Source organism: Bifidobacterium simiiventris (assembly GCF_019331715.1).
Classification (GTDB): domain Bacteria; phylum Actinomycetota; class Actinomycetes; order Actinomycetales; family Bifidobacteriaceae; genus Bifidobacterium; species Bifidobacterium simiiventris.
Genome location: NZ_JAHBBG010000013.1, coordinates 51,733 through 68,512, shown reverse-complemented (window position 1 = coordinate 68,512; position 16,780 = coordinate 51,733). Strand labels below are relative to the sequence as shown.

The 16,780-nt window shown below is 47.5% G+C and carries 16 protein-coding genes; 5 read left to right on the top strand and 11 right to left on the bottom strand.

Going from position 1 to position 16,780, the window contains the following annotated elements; all coding sequences use genetic code 11:
- From KIH76_RS10190 to KIH76_RS10175, 4 genes are all read left to right on the top strand, one after another.
- Nucleotides 1-197, top strand: a 197-nt coding sequence (locus KIH76_RS10190; RefSeq protein ID WP_219070569.1) for a hypothetical protein, incomplete at its 5' end; no start/stop codon positions are given.
- Between the two features lie 258 nt (nucleotides 198-455).
- Complete coding sequence (locus KIH76_RS10185; protein ID WP_219070568.1) at nucleotides 456-3,410, top strand: Ig-like domain-containing protein; 2,955 nt, start codon at nucleotides 456-458, stop codon at nucleotides 3,408-3,410.
- 199 nt (nucleotides 3,411-3,609) lie between these two features.
- Complete coding sequence (locus tag KIH76_RS10180; protein WP_219070567.1) at nucleotides 3,610-4,014, top strand: DUF1828 domain-containing protein; 405 nt, start codon at nucleotides 3,610-3,612, stop codon at nucleotides 4,012-4,014.
- 111 nt (nucleotides 4,015-4,125) lie between these two features.
- Nucleotides 4,126-5,163 (top strand): nitroreductase family protein, encoded by a 1,038-nt coding sequence (locus tag KIH76_RS10175; protein WP_219070566.1) that lies wholly within the window; start codon nucleotides 4,126-4,128, stop codon nucleotides 5,161-5,163.
- 47 nt (nucleotides 5,164-5,210) lie between these two features.
- Here KIH76_RS10175 and KIH76_RS10170 read toward each other — a convergent pair whose 3' ends face one another.
- The 10 genes from KIH76_RS10170 to KIH76_RS10125 form a co-directional block, all read right to left on the bottom strand.
- Nucleotides 5,211-6,722, bottom strand: coding sequence for an oligosaccharide flippase family protein (locus tag KIH76_RS10170; protein WP_219070565.1), 1,512 nt, complete (start codon nucleotides 6,720-6,722; stop codon nucleotides 5,211-5,213).
- A 38-nt stretch (nucleotides 6,723-6,760) separates the two neighbouring features.
- The gene (locus KIH76_RS10165; RefSeq protein ID WP_214373196.1) at nucleotides 6,761-7,879 is read right to left on the bottom strand and encodes a polysaccharide pyruvyl transferase family protein; all 1,119 of its coding nucleotides are present in this window, start codon (nucleotides 7,877-7,879) and stop codon (nucleotides 6,761-6,763) included.
- 35 nt (nucleotides 7,880-7,914) lie between these two features.
- Entirely contained in the window at nucleotides 7,915-8,232 is a 318-nt protein-coding gene (locus tag KIH76_RS10160; RefSeq protein WP_214373195.1) for a serine O-acetyltransferase, read from the bottom strand.
- A 260-nt stretch (nucleotides 8,233-8,492) separates the two neighbouring features.
- Nucleotides 8,493-9,509 carry a glycosyltransferase gene (locus KIH76_RS10155; RefSeq protein WP_214373194.1) on the bottom strand — a complete coding sequence of 339 codons (1,017 nt, stop codon included), beginning with the start codon at nucleotides 9,507-9,509 and terminating at the stop codon, nucleotides 8,493-8,495.
- Between the two features lie 5 nt (nucleotides 9,510-9,514).
- A complete protein-coding gene (locus tag KIH76_RS10150; RefSeq protein WP_214373193.1) occupies nucleotides 9,515-10,393 on the bottom strand; it encodes a glycosyltransferase family 2 protein in 879 nt (292 codons plus the stop codon).
- Nucleotides 10,359-11,444: a hypothetical protein gene (locus KIH76_RS10145; protein WP_214373192.1), complete on the bottom strand. Its 1,086-nt coding sequence runs from the start codon at nucleotides 11,442-11,444 to the stop codon at nucleotides 10,359-10,361. The genes KIH76_RS10150 and KIH76_RS10145 overlap by 35 nt, the downstream gene beginning before the upstream one ends.
- A gap of 41 nt (nucleotides 11,445-11,485) precedes the next feature.
- Nucleotides 11,486-12,301, bottom strand: coding sequence for a glycosyltransferase family 32 protein (locus KIH76_RS10140; protein ID WP_214373191.1), 816 nt, complete (start codon nucleotides 12,299-12,301; stop codon nucleotides 11,486-11,488).
- Nucleotides 12,298-12,807 carry a glycosyltransferase gene (locus KIH76_RS10135; RefSeq protein ID WP_214373190.1) on the bottom strand — a complete coding sequence of 170 codons (510 nt, stop codon included), beginning with the start codon at nucleotides 12,805-12,807 and terminating at the stop codon, nucleotides 12,298-12,300. Before KIH76_RS10135 ends, KIH76_RS10140 begins: the two co-directional genes overlap by 4 nt.
- A 12-nt stretch (nucleotides 12,808-12,819) precedes the next feature.
- A complete protein-coding gene (gene pssD / locus KIH76_RS10130) occupies nucleotides 12,820-13,269 on the bottom strand; it encodes a PssD/Cps14F family polysaccharide biosynthesis glycosyltransferase (protein WP_338023661.1) in 450 nt (149 codons plus the stop codon).
- Nucleotides 13,270-13,286: 17 nt separating this feature from the next.
- Complete coding sequence (locus tag KIH76_RS10125; RefSeq protein ID WP_236036972.1) at nucleotides 13,287-13,409, bottom strand: DUF1972 domain-containing protein; 123 nt, start codon at nucleotides 13,407-13,409, stop codon at nucleotides 13,287-13,289.
- Between the two features lie 283 nt (nucleotides 13,410-13,692).
- Between KIH76_RS10125 and KIH76_RS10120 the strand changes: the two genes are divergently transcribed.
- The gene (locus tag KIH76_RS10120) at nucleotides 13,693-15,327 is read left to right on the top strand and encodes an RNA-binding domain-containing protein (RefSeq protein ID WP_219070563.1); all 1,635 of its coding nucleotides are present in this window, start codon (nucleotides 13,693-13,695) and stop codon (nucleotides 15,325-15,327) included.
- A 64-nt stretch (nucleotides 15,328-15,391) separates the two neighbouring features.
- Here the strand turns inward: KIH76_RS10120 and KIH76_RS10115 are convergent, their stop codons facing one another.
- Nucleotides 15,392-16,765, bottom strand: coding sequence for an ATP-binding protein (locus KIH76_RS10115; RefSeq protein WP_219070561.1), 1,374 nt, complete (start codon nucleotides 16,763-16,765; stop codon nucleotides 15,392-15,394).
- Between the last annotated feature and the right edge of the window lie 15 nt (nucleotides 16,766-16,780).

Sequence of the window (16,780 nt, the reverse complement as noted above, 5' to 3'; positions counted from 1 at the left end):
GGTACACCTACAAGATCGAGGACACCGGCGGAACGAAGGTAAAGCTCGTATTCACCGACGGGCCGAACAAGCACACCGACAACAACGGCAGCACCAACGGACAATCCAACGGCTACTGGGGCAGCGGCGACACACTCGCCGTCAGCGAAGGCCAAGTCATCGCCGACGTCACCCCCAACTGCGCCATCAAACAATAAACCACCAACTGTCATTTCGACTGAGCGAAGCGAACGGAGAAATCTTTCACCGCTCCCAGCTCCATAGATTCCCCGATTCCACTTCGCTCCACTCGAAATGACAAACCATCCAACCCGGGCCGCTCCCAGAACCCAAGTTCCGAGAGCGGCCCATTTACAATCACTTCCTCGGCTCCCCTTGTCAGGGGAGCTGTCATGCGAAGCATGACTGAGGGGTAGTCCAAATTCACAACATCCTTTCAAAGGCGACACACTAATATGCAATACCCAACTTGGCTGACCAGCATCAGCAAGAAAACCGCCACGTGGCTGGCCGTCACCGCCACCATGTTCGCCGGCCTGACCGCCGCCACCGTAACCACCACCCGCACCGCCGAAGCCGCCACCACCCGCGACAGCTACTCCGACACCGTCGGCAACGCCACCTTCGAGGCCGCCCGCAAACAGTACGGCCTCGCCAAGGAGATGCGTAACGGCGCCACGCTTCACGCGTTCATGTGGTCGTTCAAAACCATTCAGGAGCATCTGCCCGAAATCGCCGAAGCCGGCTACACGTCCATCCAGACCGAACCGATCGTGGAGATCAAAGACAACCGCGAGCTTGGCAAGGGTCGCTGGTATCTCAACTGGTATTACGTGTACCAGCCGGTCAGCATGAACATCGGCAACTACGTGATGGGCACCGAAGACGACTTCAAGACCCTGTGCAAGGAGGCCCACAAGTACGGCCTCCGCATCATCGTCGACTCCGTTTCCAACCACTTCACCTCCGATTGGGACGCGATCGACCCCGAATGGCAGAACAAGGCGTACTTCCACGCGCAGAAGGCCATCAGCGACTACAACAACCGTGAGGACTGCACTCAGAACACGCTCTCCGGTCTGTGGGATCTGAACACGCAGAACATGACCGTCGCGAACAAGATGCACGAACTGCTCCAGCGCACGGTCGCCGACGGCGCCGACGGCTTCCGATTTGACGCAGCCAAGCACATCGAATTGACCGACGAGTTCGGCGGCTCCCAGTATTGGAAGACGATTCTGCCGAACGGCGCGCAGTTCCAGTACGGCGAGGTACTGCAGGACGCGAACGTGCGCGAAAGCGACTACGCGACCATGTTCGCGAATTCCTCGGTCGGCGGCGGTGGCATCACCACGTCGAACTACGGCCACGAGGTCCGCAACGCGCTCAACGACCATAGTCTCAACACGCGTTTCTTCACCGACTATCAGGTCGAGACCGATCCCGAGAACATGGTGACATGGGTCGAATCACACGACAATTATTGCGACCGTCAGTCCGAGAAGCTCACCGATGACCAGATCAAGCTCGGCTGGGCCGTCATCACCGCACGCAAGAACGGCATGTCGCTGTTCTTCAGCCGTCCGTACGCGTCCGGCGGCACGCAGGAATGGTTCTCCGAGAAGTCGCATATTGGCGACGTCGGCTCCGACCTGTGGAAGGATCCGGAAGTCGTGGCCGTGAACCACTTCCGTAACCAGATGGAAGGCCAGGACGACAATCTGAGCAACTGCGGCAATGACGGCTGCATCATGGTCGAACGGTATGTGAGCGACGGCAATGCCGCAAACGATGGCGTGATGGTCGCCGCGGACGAGGATGGCGGCACGTCGCTGGTCGGCCAGTCAGTCAAGCTCGACAATGGCACGTACACCGACGAGGTGACCGGTTCTACGATTACTGTCTCTGGTGGCAAGATCACGGCCGGTTCCATCGCCAACAACCAGGTCGCCGTGTTCTACAACCCGACCGTCAAGCACACGAAGATCTCGTCAGCCGAGGCGATGCCGAACACCGGCGCGTTCGAGGACACGCTCGACGTGACCATGCGTTCGTTCAACATGAAGAACGCCACCTACACCACGTCTGAAGGCGATTCCGGCACGCTCACCGACGGCAAGATCGTCACGGTCGGCAGCAAGACCAAGGGCGGCAACAAAGTGACGGTGACCGTGAAGGGCATCGGCAACAACGGCAAGACCGTGTCGCATACGTATTCGTACACGAAGACCAAGCAGATCGATGTGACGTCGGTCGTGATCTCCGGCGACGGTGTGAAGAACGGCACGCTCAGCATGGATCTGGCCAAGACGACGTCCGCGCAGCTGACCGCCACCATCACGCCGAGCAACGCATCTGCCAAGACGGTGACGTGGAAGTCGAGCGACGAGTCCGTGGCGACCGTGAACTCGGACGGCGTGGTGACTGGCCTGAAAGCCGGTACTACGACAATTGCAGCCACCGCCGGCGGCAAATCCGCTGCGTTGAAGCTCACGTTGACCGGCGAGATTCCGACCACCGCGATGACGACCGTGTACTACCCGACCACGAACGGCTGGGCCGGCTACTACCTGCATTACAAGGTGGGCGACGGCGTGAACGGCAAGTGGGATTCCGACGTGAACGGCCGCGTGAAGTTCGAGGCGGCGTGCGACGGCTGGGTCAAGGCCACGATTCGCGCCGACGGCCAGCAGCTCGAATTCGACATCACCGACAACGGCAGCAACTGGGACAACAACGGCGGCAAGAACTATGTAGCCTCCGGCTCCACCATCGTCGTCGAAAACGGCAAACTCGGTACGGTAGTCCCCTGCAAAGCCACGCCTGATCCCGATCCGGAGCCCGAAAAGCCGGCCGTAGAAAAGATCACCATCTCCGGCGGCAAGCTGTCCAATGGCAAGCTGAACCTCATCGTAGGCGAAAGCACCACGTTGAAAGCCACCATTACTCCCAGCGAAGCCTCCTCACTCCCTCTGTACTGGTCTTCGTCTGATTCGTCTGTTGCGACGGTGATGGGTACCGGCGAGGTGACCGCCAAGTCCACCGGCACCGTCACCATCACCGCCGAATCCGGCAACGTGAAGGCCACGGTCAAGCTCACCGTCACCAAGCCTGTTGAGAAGCAGCCGATGACGGTGTATTACAAGCCGGCATCCTCGTGGAAGACAGCGAAAATGTACTACAGAATCGGGGATATGGTCAAGGACGTCAGCCTAACACCCGCCTGTGATGGCTGGTACTCCTACAAAATCGCGGACACCGGCGGCGCTAAGGTCAAGGTGGTCTTCACCGACGGAACCAGCAAGTGGGACGGACAACCCAACGGCTACTGGGGAACCGGAGACACGCTCGCCGTCACCAACGGCCAAGTCATCGCCGACGTCACACCCAACTGCATCGCCAAACAATAACCAACCAGATATGTGACACGCTGAAAGGTGAATCGTCAAGCTTTCATAGTAGAAAAATAATTTTTAGCCTCTGCCTGTTGGCCCCCCTATAACGAAGGGATAGCCTGACGACAGAGGCTTATATATTCGCGAACGATACAATACTGTTGTTGGACAAGTTCAACGTGATCCGTAAGCCACAACTTCAAGGGAGTATGCTATGAACGCCGTCGGCACCGATACTCTGATCGCAGAATATGGCGAATGGCTTAAACATGAGTCCTCCCTGCAGACACATGGAAATTGGCGAGAGATAACACTTCCCTTCCTTGATCAGTCCAATGACGATCTATGCTTCTATGCGGAATCAGACGGTGTATCCATCAACTTCACCGATGATGGCTATACCCTCGAAATGTTTCGACAGAATGGAGTGACGCTGACCGATGCCAGGATCGGAAGGATGCAACGGATCGCACACAAATTCGGTGCGAAAATCGAACAGAACGGATCCGTCACTCTGTTTTCCGATAATGAACGGGCCGATGCAATGAATCGATACGTGCAGGCATTAAGCGGCATCAACGCCGTAATGGAAGCGTCTCATCACTGTGTAACCGAATAATTTGTTTGGTACCGAGAATTTGATACCAAACGGGAACACAACAGAGAGTCTCCACAGCACAGTAGTATGACTACATCAGTAGCTGTATAGCTGTATGGACAGAGGAGATCAATGTCAAAGCAAGCTATCAAAAAAATATTGCCAGGACCTATACTCAAGAGCATTCAGCTTGTTCTTCGTAAATACTATGCGGCGAAAGAATCATCTAAGCTTATATACGAAACAAATCGCCAGCGTCGTCGTTTTTCTCGCTATTGGTCTCGTCCTGATTCTCGTGGTCGAGGCCAGATCGAGACGCAGATTCTGTTCCATACTCATCAGATCGAAAAGGGACTGAGTCATGCCGATTTCCGCCCCGGGTTCGGCAAGGGAGTAATTAAGAGCTTGTCAGTTCTGTTGCCCCGCCTTGAGCAAGCCGATCCAACTGCGGCAACTGGATTCGTCTACCGTCAAGCTCTCTCGGCGTTGCATGCGTACATTGAAAAGCATGAATCGATCGGTTTCAATCTGTCATATATGAAGGACATGTTCCCAACCATTCTGTGGGAGAAGATTGAACAGGCCCAATCAAATTTGGCAGGTGCATTGATCATTGATCGTTCCACGAAGGCCGAGAATCGGATGCGTGATTTCAAATCGCTTTCCGAACACCGTTTTGCGATCCGCGAGTTCGATCTGGCACCGGTGAATGAAGAAGAGCTTCACGAAGCCGTGAGTATCTCCATGAAAACTCCTTCAGTGTGTAATCGTCAGGCCACGCGCGTGTACGAGATTCTCAATCCGAAGATCATCCAAAAACTGCTTGACATCCAAGGCGGTTATCGAGGATATCCAACCCCGCCCGCTTTGATTTTTATTACATCGGACGTCCAGGCGTTCATGAACCACGCCGAGCGTAATGAACCGTTCGTGGACGGTGGTTTATTCTCCATGTCACTGCTGTACTCGCTCGAATACATCGGACTTGCCGCATGCCCACTCAATGCCATGTTTGACAAGGAGCAAGACCGACAGACCCGAGAAATCCTGCACGTACCGGATTACGAGCTACCGATCATGTACATCGCTGTGGGGCACTATCCCGAGCAAGCACACGTATGCATGTCCCACCGATACTCAACTGATCAGATCACAACAATCATCCGATAAAAATAAATAGTTATGGCTGTGAAGAGAACTCTTCACAGCCATTTTTGCTACTTTCGCAATGAACGATGAAGCTTATTCTGTATTATGCCCCGTTCATGGCCGTTGGCGATGAATAGCCACGCCGCCGTCACGTAAACGATACAGTACAGGACACCAAACAGGAGCAGGCTCGCCAAATCAGGCAAAGAGACCATATGAGCAGCAATCCAGCAGAGTACGGTCACAGCAATACTGGTAATGATTGTGGGCATCATGTTCTTCCAGAAATAGGCCATGTCCAAGCCAATTCGGTAGTGATAGTACCAGTTCATGAACAAGCCAGTGCCAAGTAAGATGCTTGCCACATATCCCCATGCGGTGGCCCAATAGCCGAATGCAGGGATGCACAGCACACTGATGACGATGTCAATCAGTGACGTGAAGATGTAGATGATGCTACGTACCTTGTGCCGGTTCTTTGCACGTTGGATCTCAATGCCGGTATTCTGTGTTAGAGGGATCATAACAGGCAGGGTCATGATCAGGCTCAGCCAGTAGGCATCCGTGTTAGCGTGGCCGGCCCAAATCCTCACGAAGGCTTGCCCGACGACCACGAATCCGCCGTAGATGAACCAAAACAGGATCATCTGGTATCGTCCGACCCGAGTCATGAGCTTTGTGAGTCGATCGTTATCGTCATGTTCGGCAACGATCTTGTTGATTTGTGGTACGAACACGTTCGACATGGTGGTACTCATCGAGAAGAAAATGTTCCTGATTTGCACAGCGATCGCAAATGTGGCGACTGCGCTGGAACTGGCCATAGCACCCAAGAGGAAATTAGGCACGTTGTTGTTGACGAGGTCGAAGATCTGATTCAGGAAGATCCAAAAACTGAATATGGCAATCGCCTTAAACAGGCTCCACTGCAAACCGGTGAACGTGAAACGCATACCCAACGTACGCACCGCATACCGAATGTTCAACAACAGCAGGATCGAGCTGATGGAAAGCTGCGCGCATGCTACGCCCACAGCCCCAAAGCCCGCGTACAGGAGTGCGACCGCAAGCAACGGCATCGCGCACGTGGTGAACAACTGTCGGGTCTGCTGGAACGTGAACCGCTCGTGCGCCACGATATACGAGTCGAACGGCGTAGACATCAGCTGCACCGCAATATTCACGCTCATAATCATCAACAGCTGACGAGCCAGCTCCACTTCACGTGCAGTCAAGCCACCGGAGAAAAGACTGTGCACGTTCACAATCAGCAGCAATCCGCCGATTATGCACAGACAGGCTACGACGATGTACACGAGCAGAAACATACCGTTTAATTGGCGGACACCCTGTTCACTACCATGCGCCCGCTCCCTCATGTAAAACCGCACATAACTGCCATAAAACCCAGCACTCAACAGAGTCAGCGCGAACACCACGCTGTTCGTCATCTGGAACACTCCATAATCACCTTGGCCAAGGAAATGCAGGAGCAATGGCACGTACAACAGGTTCACAAGATTCTTTGCAACCACGTTCACGTAGCCAAGCGCCGCGCCAGCCTTACGCTGCGAAACCATATATCCTCCTCTCAGGCGCCTTATGTAATCCCGACAGATCAGCGCGACGCGACGACCCCAACCTTGGACATCGCGCTATCCAGCCATTCACGGGACTCCTTGCGATGCTTCTTGAGGAGCCGATTGACATGCGCATAATCAATATAAGAGAGCTTGGTGTCATCGTCCATAAGATCATCCAACTCAAACAGACGGAACAATGTCTGCATACGCGAATTCATATTACCCTTGCCCGAGAAACCAGCACGATTAAACACCTTAAATTGTTTATTAAAAATGATAGAGAAACAGCAAGCATGGTAGGAATCCGTAAAAACATACTGCGCCTTCGAAAATAACTCCACAAATTCGCGAGGACCAGCAATGAAAGTTTCCGGATCATCAAAATCAAGCAAACGACGAACTTTACAGCCATGCTCATTTGCGTAATGCTGAATCACCTCCTCCTGTCGGGAAGTTGGCTTGCCAAGGAAATATGTAAGCACAAATTTCTCGTCAACAGGTACAAAGTTATCAGAAATAACCTTTTTCCAACGATCTGCAGACATCATCAATGTTGGATCCAAAACAACGTCGGCATCACATCCAGAAAGCTCTTTCACAAGGGCAACAGCTCGATCTTCTCTCACAGAAATTGAAGAGAACCTAGGAAAATACTTTGAAAAAATAGGTTTAGACGCAGGATTAACTTGGTCAATGCCAAAACTTGCAGCGTACGAAATAAATCTGTACGCCGGAAACCAACAACCGAGTCTCATCTTAATCATGTCATCAGTGACATAATCAAATGAGTTGTTCCAAACTTGATCAGACCCAATGACAAATATATCATTATTATCAACGGGACGTGAAAGCCCTTTTCTCATCGACAAAGACAAGATAGAGCTTTTCTTAAATTCAGCAGCAAACTCTTTGAATGAAACAAGTTGTCTATATTGTAATGCTCCATTTCTTCCGGATAATCTCTTAATAGTACGTTTTATCGGACGAAGCATTAGCCTACATTGATGAGCAAATACGTTTTCATCAATCATCTGATAGCTAATAGTATTCACGGAAGATGAATAGGAGTGAAGCAGATCAGTTAAAGCATAATTCTGAAGTCTATTACCGTAATTAACCTCATCGTTAATGGTGAGAATCCACAATCTAATCATAAAAACTCCAATCCGTAAAATCGGTTATAAAAAACTTATTCTTTTATTTTTAAAAGTTTAGCAGGCACACCGGCAATAACACTATTAGGGGGAAAAGATCGAGTTACCACAGCACCCGCACCAATCACACATCCATCACCAATGGTTATTCCACCGAGGATTATAGCGCCAGCTCCAATAAAAACATCATTCCCAATGATAGGATACTTCCCATGCGAATGGCCAATAGTAATATTCTGTCGAATATTACAGCGCTCACCAATTATCGAGGATTCTCCGATAACAATACCTCCAAAATGATGGACAGTAAATCCTCCCCCCCACCTGAAGTTTATATCCAATTTGGATTCCATATTTAACTTGACATCTTCTATATAACAGTCTCTCTAAATAAAACAAAAATACAAGAAAATGTTTTGATTCAAGATACCTGCATAAACGCATCCTAGTAGTAACCCGGAACCCGGGAGTTTTCAACCAACGATAAAAAAAATCAATAAGGGTAACAGAATCAACATTAAGTCTGGAATCATAAGCCGCAATGTCTTCACAAATCAGTCTTATAAAACTCATAATACCTCACACACTAAACCACTAATCCAACACACATAGTTCAAATCAACTTTTTCCTTCTAATAATTTCATGCATTCTATAAATTAGCATTAAAACATCCAAGAAATTCATTTTAAGAAGATAATAGATAATACGCTTTGAGAATGTTATGTTCAAATGCGAATAGTCAAAAGAATCATTTACAAACACTTTTCGAAGTTCTGTCAGTTCCTTCTTGATCTCCGAATGCTTAGGGTTTCTGATTGCATTTGATATTGCATAAGAATAAAAACTAAATCTATTAATCAAATATCTTGTGTAATTATCTTCATACAATCCTTCATCCCTAAGTACCTTTATAAAACTCTGATGAAACCTCAGATTGTCCTCGATATTATTTTTCCGGTACGAATTAACAGTAGATTCGATATTCTTATGATACTCGTAAATACAATCATCGATAACATAAATACTATTAGCTCTATTATACAATTGTATAGTAAATAATAAATCTTCGGCTACTTTGATATCTTTTATAAAGCAAATACCTTGATCAAATATAAATGATCTACGGGTAAAAGTTCTCCACACAAGTCCACGGATTAAGACTCCATCCTCATCAGCTATCATACGGGGAATGAGTTCTTTTTCGATTGCCGATCTATCAATAATCTCGTTTGACCAAGGAAGATGAATCTCTTTTTTTGTTCCATTATTATATACCTCAACGTAATTTGAAATTACGATATCAGCATTGGAACTTTCTATGGCATAAGTAAAACGAGACAAGAAATCCACTGCAACGGTATCATCACAATCCATAAAGGCAATATATTCGCCGGTCGCATGACTGAGTCCTTCATTTCTTGCTACGGAAACACCTTGTGAGGGAATTGAGTAGCAGACAAACCTCGAGTCCTTATACTTATTAAAAACCCGAAGCGAATCGTCGGTTGATCCGTCATCAACAAAAATAGCTTCAAAATCCGTATATTCCTGATTCTTCAATGAAATAATACATCGCTTTATATATAATGATGCATTATGAAAAGGAATTATGACACTGACTTTAGCCACAACAATCACCTATGATACTTACTAAAATAAAAAATAATCGACGGAATAAACAAAACTATCGTCAACAGTTTTGAAGGCGAGTGCTCAATTGGATTTATTTTTGCCTTAAAAGAAACTGCTGAATGATTAATTATCGTCTTAAGCCTATTTTCAATCCTTACAGAGAATTTATATTTACTTAAATATAAATACCTCATATTTAAGAGTAAATTTGTGGAATAATAATTATTAGCCCAATTTATATATAAATTTTTAGTAAGACCATCTGAATGATATTCATACGAGCAGAGTGGATAATTTATATATAAAAATTTATATTTCTTTGACATATTAATATATACAATTTCTTCACTCATAAACTTTTCACCATGAAAATATGGGAATAAATATTGTTTTGCAATTTGAGTTTTAAAAAGAATAGATGTTTCACCATTGAAATTATATTTATATTTTAAATCCATAATATCAATTGGTCCATCAATAATGCGACTAAGAGAATACGATCTATGACCATTCAATTGTCTTGGAAAAATAATTCCGGCCAAATCACCATGAATCTTAGAAGCATATTCTTTCATTAGCGCAACACCATTGTTGAGCAATACATCATCACTATCTATACATACGAACCATTCCGTGTTACATTCTTGAAGTGCCAAATTATAAGCTATATGTTTCCCTGAATTAATCTGGTATCGGTAAATAATTTGAAATGGCGCGGTTTTTTTCCAAAGCGATACAAAATGAGAAGTATCATCGTCGGAACCATCATCAACAATGTACCAAACAAAATCCTTATCCGATTGTTGGCATAGTGACTCATAGAGTTTAGAAAGAAGCGGAACACGATTATACGTTGGCGTAAATATGGTGACCAATCCCATTTATTCTATCCTTTCGAAAAATAATCTGCGCAATAAGAATAAGAGAGATATTCACAACTGCACTAGGGTAGAAGCTCTCAGTCAAAGCATAGACATTGAAAATGAAAATAAGAAGAAGGTCTTCTGTTCTTTTCTCATTATATAGAAAACGAGTTAGCAACGAAATATAGATTGCAATCCACAAGAAGGCAAAAAGACCCCCTTCATATAGAAGAGTAATATATCCATTGTCAAAGTTCACATATTCATTGTATTTTATACTGCCAATTAGAGGTATCCTATACTGTAAAATTTCATATGCATACAAAACTCTACCGGTCAAAAGAGAATCCACTCTTTGTATAAACGCTACCTTTGGATATAGCAGAGCAGTTCCAATGGAGATAAACAACATTATCCAAAAGGAATATCTAAAGAGAAACCTAAACGAACCAACCAATCGCGGTATCTTCTTCAAGACAATAAACATCAAGAGGCACACCGCAGTTATAAGCAAACCCGTTCTAGATCCAGTATATCTATATAAAATATAATTGGCCGTTTCTCCGATGAAAACCCAAATCAAATTTATTTTTTTAATATAAATATAAAATGCTAAAACTAAAATTATAGCTAACGACATATGGGCGGCATTTGGATGTGTAAAACCGAATGCATACCGATCAATAAACCCATTATCACGATAAAACGATATATTGTTATTAGGAATAATATTCGCTGAGGATAACGCCACCATAATTAAAAAGGTAATCGATCTCACCAGAAGTACAATTTTTGCGATCTTTTTAAAAGATACTCCTTTTGCCCCGACAATTGTGATCCCTGTCAATAAGATGGCAGTTGATCTTCCGATGGCAAAATCAGCAACGCCAATTCCCAAAATCAATGCTATACACAATAGTTGCCGTGTGGTATAGGTCTCATGGATCATTTTTGCAAAGACTAGAACACATCCAATCGCAAAAACACCGATATAAATAATATTATTTGATTGCAGACCAAAGCCTTTTGCAATTGATATAAGCACTATATATAAATAGTAACTATCCATCCAAAATCTCGCCTCAAATGACCATAAATACCATAAACTAATTATTTTCGCAAACTTATTTTTTGCATTGCCTGTTTAATTGCTGAAATAAGACCTCTATGCTTTATTTCATGGAATAGAGCGTATCCATAATATATATAAGTACCAACAAGTCCAAAATTTTTTTGTAATTTCATTTTCTTCGCATACAGTTCTTTTTCGCTATCATCTTTCCAAGAACCGGAGAAATGATGAATAGATACAGTATTTACCGTAATCTTACATTCTCCAGTTTCCGCATTAATAGGTGACATAAAATCAGACGATAATACTCTGCAATCCGACTGAGGAATAAGGCCGGCGTGGCCATCATAGAACTGTTTAACCAGTCCACGGGTATTCCGGATTGGGCATGCAGTAAGATCATAAGATCCATTCCCTAAAAGAAAATGGGCCTCGGAATACTCATCAAGCATTGCTTTCACTACAGGATGATGCGGGGTAGCAGCGAATCCCACACCTGTATTAATCCTTCCTGGAACCTCTTCACATACTACGCATCCAACACCCTCGAGGATCTGATCTAACGATGCTATGAGCTCTACGTCTGTGTCTAGATAGACTCCACCTTCCTTTTCGATTACCCATAACCGCACATAATCAGTTACAAATGCCCACTTCTTTGCAGCATAAGCTTCCTGTACATACGGAATTGAATTAATGTCAAAATTGGATTCATCCCATTTCTTTATTTCGAAATCAGGACAATATTCTTTCCAACTTTCAATACATCTTTTAGCATCTTCCGGCAATGGGTTGTTCCCAAACCAGCAGTAATGAATCACCTTGGGGATTCTTAACTCTTGCGCATCGCTCATATGCTTTTTTCTCCAAATAATCCATCAACTATATTCTCAAATTTATTACAAAACTCTATATTATGAGAAAATGACGAATCTGACATATTTAATATATATTGATCATAATTATTGATCATTTTTCCGAGTGTATCTATATCATATACAGGAATGATATTGTGAAATCGTTCATCTACCGCATGGACGAAATCTACTTGATGATCATTAACATGCTCATTAAACTTTAGTTGGCGGGGTACTACAATAGGCACCTTGCCTTCCTTAAGGGGCATAAGAAAACTTGAGGGGCCACCGTGTGAAATCACAATATGAGCCTCATCTACTTTTCGCTGCATCTCATCGTATGGCAGCAGACTTTGCCATTCACAATGCTTTGGCTTATAAGTGCTATAACCTGTTTGCATAAATACAGGTTCTTCGATCACACCCTGCCCTTTGAGTTCATCCACAGCTTGGATCAAACGGTTGAATGGCTGTTCATGCGTACCTACTGTTACAAATATCATTCACCGCCGCCTTTAAAAAATACTGCCAAGATTGATCGACTTGGGATAGACATTTAGCATCTCCTCCCATTCCACAATGAACCGATCCGTCACCGGGGTAACAAGTCGACCAGTCAATGTCGGTTTGTCGATGCGATCAAAAACTTCAATATAAACCGTCTTAGCACCAAAGAGCTTCCCTAACCAAAAAAAGGGAACTGCGATAGCAGCACCAGAAGAAATAATCAAATCTGGACGCTCATGCCGTAATACCTTCCAAGCCAAAAAGGTATTACGGAAAAGGTTAGGAATGTTTCGGTTCGTCGGGAAAAAGCAGTGATATACCTTTTCCCCCTGAAGCGCACTATTGGCATCTTCTTTATCGAACGTTACCCAGAAACGATCCTTGTTTCTCCAAAATGGCTTCAGCATAAGCAAATGCGTCAAATGTCCACCACTGGAGCTGACTAAACAGACTTTCACTGCAACCTCCGCTTAATCTAATAGACCGTAGGCTGAGTCATCATCGACTCGTGATACTCCGTCAACCGATCCACAAACGTCTCATAGCCGCCGTAATTGCCGGGAATACCCTTCGAACCGACAATAAACACATGCTGCATGACCCCGCTACTCCCCTATGCCGCTTCAGAACAGCTTGTTGTAAACGTGGAAAACGACACTATTTCTGCATGCAGATGACTCGGCATACATGGCGCGGCCCCGCTTCCTCGTGTTCTCAACACGCTCATTCGTGCTCATGGAAACAGGCACCACTCTAGTAGGGGGGGGGAACAGTGTCCAGCGATATCTCACTGGCGGACAACGACGCACGGTATTATCATTTATCCTATCAGTGATAGAATCATTCTTATCACTGATAGGATAAATGAAAGGATTGGAGCGATGAGCGACAACTTGCAAATTCCCCCTAAGGAATCGCTTCAAGTGGAGTTCAAAAGCGAACGGTCCGGACCAATCGACGACTCCGCGATCATCGCCAATGTGGTCGCCTTTTCCAATACCAGCGGCGGCACGCTGTACCTCGGCGTCGAGGACGACGGCACGCCAACTGGTGTCAGTCGCGAACATAAGAACATCACCCAGCTGGCGGCATATATCTTCAATAACACGGTTCCCCCTGTACAGGTGCGCCCTGCCGTACTGACCGGCGACGGCCTTCATGTGGTTGCCATCAGCGTAGACGAATCCTCCCAACTGATTTGCATGAAGAACGGCAGAGTGGTACATCGTGTATTAAAGGCGAACGGCGAACCCGAGGTCGTCACCATGTACCCATATGAATTCGTCTCGCGGTTGTCGTCAATAGGAAGTTACGATTACAGCGCGCAGCCGGCTCCGGAAGCGGTCTTGACGGATCTTGATCCCCATGCCAGAGATACGCTCAGGGAAGGCATCGCCAGAACCCACTCGGACGACGAGATGCTGTCTCTGTCTGATGCCGACTTCGATGGCGCCCTGGGATTGACAACTCGACAAACCAGAGATGGTTCCGTCGTACCGACGATCGCTGGAATCGTGATGATCGGCACAAAACAGGCGCTCATACGTCGTGTTCCGACGGCAACAGCAACGTTCCAGGTCATGCGAAGCGGCTCCCCGATCGTGGACGAGCGAATGCGCATGCCCCTGGTCCGCATGTTCAGTCGAATAGAAGAACTCATCGCCCCGTGGAATACACAGACCGAAATCATGCTCGGAACTCAGCACGCCAACTATTCCGCCTATGACAGCGGCGCGTTCCGAGAGGCTATGGCTAATGCGTTCTGCCACCGGGACTATACCATCATGGCGCCGGTGAGATTTCAGCTGGATGAAGCCGGACTCACCGTGGCCAATCCCGGAGGGTTCATGCGCGGCGTCAATCTAGGCAACCTGCTTACCGTGTCACCGACCCCGAGGAATCCCCGATTGGCCGATATTCTCAAACGTTGCGGATACGTGGAACGAACGGGACGTGGCATCGACCGCATCTTCGCCAGAACGGTCGTTTCGGGCCGTCCGATGCCGGATTATTCGCAATCCACTTCCGAAGAAGTCGTGTTGTTCCTACGCAACGCCGCCGTGGACGAATCGTTTGTGCGTTTGGTCAATAAATTATCCACGGACCGCAACGCCCCGCTGCCGGTCGAATCATTGATTACGCTCGCAGCCCTGCATCAGCACGGAACGATGAATGAAAACGAACTCGCCAAGCGAACCGGTCTCGACCGAAAACGCATAGCCATGTCGCTGCAGGACCTGTTATCTCTGGGCATCGTGGAATCCTATGGTCAAGATGTCTACGGATTAGCCGTCAACGGAAGACGAAAAGCAGACAACAACCAGACCGCTGAACCAGCAAACCACGACCGCATAATCCAGATCCTTCAGACCCTCGGAGGATCGGCATCAGTGCCGCAAATCGCCAAGTTCTACGGCAAAAGTTACGTCACTACCTTGCGACTGCTGAAACGCATGGAGTCCGAAGGGCTGGTACGCCACCGCGGCAGCACCAGGACATCGGAATACTACATATAGTGACCGCAAGCAAGGGAACAGTGTCCAGCGGCATCTCACCGGCAGACAAGATCGCACAGAGCCTTCACGACCTGCCGTCCAGCAGCCATCTCCACGCGGGAACTACATTGATTTCCCCCTCCGGCACAGCGATCGTCTCATCACGATCCAGAGTGACGATGGTACCGCTCCTGAGATCGAAACGCCGCATGGCGGCCTGCAACGCACTCACTTCACGTCGTCGGGTTTTGTCATCTTCCATATTCAGACACACCTGAATCAAGTGGTACGCGTTCATCATGACCGCGTCCCCCACGACGAAGTCGATCTCGTGCCGATTCGAACCTTCCTGAAACAGCAGACGAGATATCGTTCCTTTTCTCGATATACCCGTATCTCGACGCAGCTTCAGGAACACCGCTGTCTCCAATCGCTGTCCACGTTCCTGTGTAGCCGCTCTCGAAAAAGCCGAGAACATGCCTTGATCAATCACATATATCTTGGCCACGGAACGACTGTTCTCTGCCAAAGCTCGCGAGAATTCATGTACGGAGAACAGCAGATACGCCTCTTCGTAATAGTCCAGCAAGGAGGCAAGCGATCCACGAGAGACACGCAGACCACGGCTTGTAAGCAGATTCGTCATTTTATTGATGGACAATTCCCGTCCGGAAGTGGCTATCGCCTGAGAAAGAAAAGCCGAAGCCGCGACGGGATTGCGCACATCATACCGATCGATGACATCGTTTGACAGCGTGCGGTTCGCATATTCCTGCAAAAGGGCCACCGAATCCGAAACTCCCAGCTCCTGCACCGCAATGAAGCCACCTCGCTCAAGATAATCATCAACGCCATGTCTCAGATGAGCGATCTCATCGGCGGTGAACGACGCGCGACCTTTATCATCCACCGGCACTGAACCAACATCCTTGCCATGAAAGCGCATGTATTCCGAGAAGCTCATAGGAAACAACTCCCGAGGCAACGCGCGGCCACGAAACTCAGTCGCCACTTCACGAGACAACATTTTTGAAGACGAACCGGTCACATAGATCGTTGCGTTCAATGTGTCCACGAGCCTTCGAAGGAACATGCCCCAATCCGGCACTTCCTGTATCTCATCAAAAAACAGATATACGCCTTCGGCACGGGCATGAGGGTACAACTCGAAATACGAATCGAGCACGTCCTGCAATAGGTCACTGGCAAACGGCTTCAACCGTTCGTCTTCGAAATTGAAATACAGCAGCCGGTCAGGTGATACACCTGAATCCAGGATGTTTCTCATCTCCTGAAACAGGCGATACGTTTTGCCGCAACGCCGTACGCCGATGATCGTCCGCACCAGATTGCCTCTTTGCGGGGCCGGCGCCTCCCCCAGATCAAGATCACGGGGAAACACTTCCGGCACGCCGGATTCTTTCCATTCTCGTATGATCCCTCGCACCAGTTCGCTCATGGCTTCCCCGTTCCA

Bases quoted from the DNA above. Each gene is read 5' to 3' on its own strand.
- KIH76_RS10185 (WP_219070568.1), top strand. From the start codon at position 456: ATGCAATACCCAACTTGGCTGACCAGCATCAGCAAGAAAACCGCCACG.
- KIH76_RS10180 (WP_219070567.1), top strand. From the start codon at position 3,610: ATGAACGCCGTCGGCACCGATACTCTGATCGCAGAATATGGCGAATGG.
- KIH76_RS10175 (WP_219070566.1), top strand. From the start codon at position 4,126: ATGTCAAAGCAAGCTATCAAAAAAATATTGCCAGGACCTATACTCAAG.
- KIH76_RS10170 (WP_219070565.1), bottom strand. From the start codon at position 6,722: ATGGTTTCGCAGCGTAAGGCTGGCGCGGCGCTTGGCTACGTGAACGTG.
- KIH76_RS10165 (WP_214373196.1), bottom strand. From the start codon at position 7,879: ATGATTAGATTGTGGATTCTCACCATTAACGATGAGGTTAATTACGGT.
- KIH76_RS10160 (WP_214373195.1), bottom strand. From the start codon at position 8,232: ATGGAATCCAAATTGGATATAAACTTCAGGTGGGGGGGAGGATTTACT.
- KIH76_RS10150 (WP_214373193.1), bottom strand. From the start codon at position 10,393: ATGGGATTGGTCACCATATTTACGCCAACGTATAATCGTGTTCCGCTT.
- KIH76_RS10145 (WP_214373192.1), bottom strand. From the start codon at position 11,444: ATGGATAGTTACTATTTATATATAGTGCTTATATCAATTGCAAAAGGC.
- KIH76_RS10140 (WP_214373191.1), bottom strand. From the start codon at position 12,301: ATGAGCGATGCGCAAGAGTTAAGAATCCCCAAGGTGATTCATTACTGC.
- KIH76_RS10135 (WP_214373190.1), bottom strand. From the start codon at position 12,807: ATGATATTTGTAACAGTAGGTACGCATGAACAGCCATTCAACCGTTTG.
- KIH76_RS10125 (WP_236036972.1), bottom strand. From the start codon at position 13,409: ATGCAGCATGTGTTTATTGTCGGTTCGAAGGGTATTCCCGGCAATTAC.
- KIH76_RS10120 (WP_219070563.1), top strand. From the start codon at position 13,693: ATGAGCGACAACTTGCAAATTCCCCCTAAGGAATCGCTTCAAGTGGAG.
- KIH76_RS10115 (WP_219070561.1), bottom strand. From the start codon at position 16,765: ATGAGCGAACTGGTGCGAGGGATCATACGAGAATGGAAAGAATCCGGC.